3 protein-coding genes are annotated in these 2540 nt (G+C 62.5%); 2 read left to right on the top strand and 1 reads right to left on the bottom strand.

Going from position 1 to position 2540, the window contains the following annotated elements:
• Positions 1–114 precede the first annotated feature (114 nt).
• Positions 115–1011: a LysR family transcriptional regulator gene (locus G442_RS0118840; RefSeq protein ID WP_246789551.1), complete on the bottom strand. Its 897-nt coding sequence runs from the start codon at positions 1009–1011 to the stop codon at positions 115–117.
• A gap of 138 nt (positions 1012–1149) precedes the next feature.
• Between G442_RS0118840 and G442_RS0118835 the strand changes: the two genes are divergently transcribed.
• Together G442_RS0118835 and G442_RS0118830 are read left to right on the top strand one after the other, a co-directional pair.
• Positions 1150–1932, top strand: a complete 783-nt coding sequence (locus G442_RS0118835) for an alpha/beta fold hydrolase (RefSeq protein ID WP_246789550.1) — start codon at positions 1150–1152, stop codon at positions 1930–1932.
• A complete protein-coding gene (locus tag G442_RS0118830; protein ID WP_026399193.1) occupies positions 1929–2312 on the top strand; it encodes a YybH family protein in 384 nt (127 codons plus the stop codon). Before G442_RS0118835 ends, G442_RS0118830 begins: the two co-directional genes overlap by 4 nt.
• Positions 2313–2540: the final 228 nt, after the last annotated feature.

The following is a 2540-nucleotide window of genomic DNA, read 5'->3' as shown; positions in this document are numbered from 1 at the left end:
GATGATCTCACGCGGAAAACGATGTCGTTTGTAGCTGCAAGGCAGAGCACTCATGCAGCTAAACTATCACGCCTCACTTAACGTGACAGCACCCCTGATCGTACAAAGCCGAGCTTAAGGTGCTTCCCATGTCGGACGCTCTCCAAACCACTCGACGAGCATGTCGACAAACCGCCGGACCTTGACGCTGATCAGTCGCGCGGACGGATAGACGGCGTGGATGCCGAGGCTTTCTGTCGCGTAGCCCGGCAGAAGCTCGACGAGCGTGCCGGCCGCCAACTGTTCTCCGAACACGAAGCGCGGGCCATAGGCGACACCCGCACCAGCTAGGGCTGCTGCCTGCAGCATCTGCATATTGTCCGCCAGCAGTCGGGAAGGGCTCTCGATCTTGTGTGCGCGCCCGGCCGTGTCGGTGAAGGTCCAGTCGCCCGCCGAGCTCGCTCGGCTGAAGGCAAGACGGGCATGCCCGGCGAGCTCTGCCGGCGATCGCGGTTCACCAACCCTCTCGAGATAGGCGGGCGCCGCACAGGCGATCATGCCGCTCGCCGCAAATCGCCGAGCCACTAGACTTGAATCCGCGAGGGTTCCAATGCGGACGGCCAGATCGAAACCGCCACCGACCAAGTCAACGAAGTGATCCTGCAAATTCATTTCGACCGTCACGCCGGGGTAACGCTGGAGATATTCGGCGACGGGGAGCCCGAGATGCATTGCTCCGAATGTGGTGGGCGCAGTTATGCGCAGAACACCGCGCGGTTCATCCTGCAACGCAAGGGCAGCGCGATCCGCGTCGCCAAGCGCTTCCAGGATCAGCCGACCGCGTCGGTAATAGTCCTGGCCTGCATCCGTGAGATGTTGCCTGCGCGTGGTCCGATGCAGCAGCGGGACCCCCAGGCTCGCTTCCAGCGCAGCCAGATATTTGCCGGCCATCGCTGGCGTCATGCCCAAGGCACGAGCGGCGGCGGCTAGGCTTCCCTTGTCAACCGCAGCGATGAAAACGGAAAGCTCCATAAAGCGGTCCACGATGCCATTCGATCCTCATATTATCGACTGAAGATCATTATTCCCAGATTATCGTCTTAGTGGAAAGGGCCCAAATTCCTATTTGACGGTTCCGCCGCTGTTTCAGAACAAGGATGACGCGCAATGATGATCTTTTCCAATGGTCTCAACCTCCATGGGTCGCAATCGGGTCAGGGCGAACTGGCCGTGCTGTTCCTCCATTATTGGGGCGGCACCGCGCGGACTTGGGATCGCGTCGTCTCAGCCATGCCGGACGATGTCCGCTCCATTGCGCTCGATGCGCGCGGGTGGGGCGGTTCTCCGCATCCCGAGCATGGTTATGACATCGCGACGATGGCGGACGACGTCGAAGGTGCGATCGCCACGCTAGGGTTGACGCGCTACCTGCTGGTCGGGCACTCCATGGGCGGGAAGGTGGCGCAGCTGCTGGCGTCGCGGCGGCCGGCAGGCCTCGCGGGGCTTGTACTCGTGGCCCCGTCGCCAGCGCAGGGTAAGATCCTTCCCGAGCCCGAGCGCGAAGCGATGAAGGGTGCCTACATGACCCCCGAGGGCGCAGCATGGACGCTCGACAATATCCTTTGCGCGACTGCGCTTCCCCAGGAGCTTCGCGACCAAGTGATCGCCGACAGTCTCGGCGGTGCTTCGGCCGCCAAGATCGCATGGCCCACTAGCGCCATCTCAGAGGATGTCAGCGCCGACCTCGACCGGATCCAGGTTCCCATCCTCGTGATCGGCGGTGAGAAAGACGTCGTCGACAGCGTGGACCTGCTGCGTACCGTGCTACTACCGTCTCTTCCGACCGCAACCCTCGTGGTCGTCCCCAAGGTCGGTCACTTACTACCGCTCGAAGCTCCGTCGGATGTGGCCGGCCACATCCGCGCTTTCCTCATGAGCGAGCAGTCCCGATGAGCGGGCCGGCACCCACGCCGGAGGAGATCGGCCCGGCGTTCGATAGCGCCATGAATCGGGGCGATGTCGATGGGCTAATGGCATTGTTCCATCCCGACGCCGTGATGCGCATGGCGGAGGGCGCCGTTATCGATGCTGGGCCCGAGGCCCTGCGAGAAGCTCTAGGCGATCTCATCGCCGCACGAGTGACCTTGCAAAACCAGCTTCGCCGCATACTGATCAGTGGCGATATCGCTCTCTTGCTGCTCGACTGGGAAAGCCGGGTGCCCGGTCCCGACGGGCAGGACATCATCGATCAGGGTGTCGCAACGCAGGTCGCCGAGCGCGTGGCCGAACAGGACTGGCGGCTGCGCATCGCCAACCCCCTCGGGGTCCGATGAGGCTGCTGGCAGAGCCCGCATTCGGCCCGGTTGTTCCTGCAGCATTCCCCTGGACGAAGAGGGAAAACATCACGCTGTCTGTGTCGGCGCGCGGGTCATGTGCGCAATTTGAGCCCCCCGGCCTATCATCGCGGGGGTGCTGTCACGTTAAGTGAGGCGTGATAGTTTAGCTGCATGAGTGCTCTGCCTTGCAGCTACAAACGACATCGTTTTCCGCGTGAGATCATC

Source organism: Acetobacter nitrogenifigens DSM 23921 = NBRC 105050 (assembly GCF_000429165.1).
Taxonomy (GTDB): Bacteria; Pseudomonadota; Alphaproteobacteria; order Acetobacterales; family Acetobacteraceae; genus Acetobacter; species Acetobacter nitrogenifigens.
Note: the sequence above shows the minus strand (reverse complement) of the source record. Positions and strands in the feature narration are given on the sequence as shown.

Coding starts and splice junctions, on each gene's coding strand:
- G442_RS0118840 (WP_246789551.1), bottom strand. CDS start 1,011: ATGGAGCTTTCCGTTTTCATCGCTGCGGTTGACAAGGGAAGCCTAGCC.
- G442_RS0118835 (WP_246789550.1), top strand. CDS start 1,150: ATGATCTTTTCCAATGGTCTCAACCTCCATGGGTCGCAATCGGGTCAG.
- G442_RS0118830 (WP_026399193.1), top strand. CDS start 1,929: ATGAGCGGGCCGGCACCCACGCCGGAGGAGATCGGCCCGGCGTTCGAT.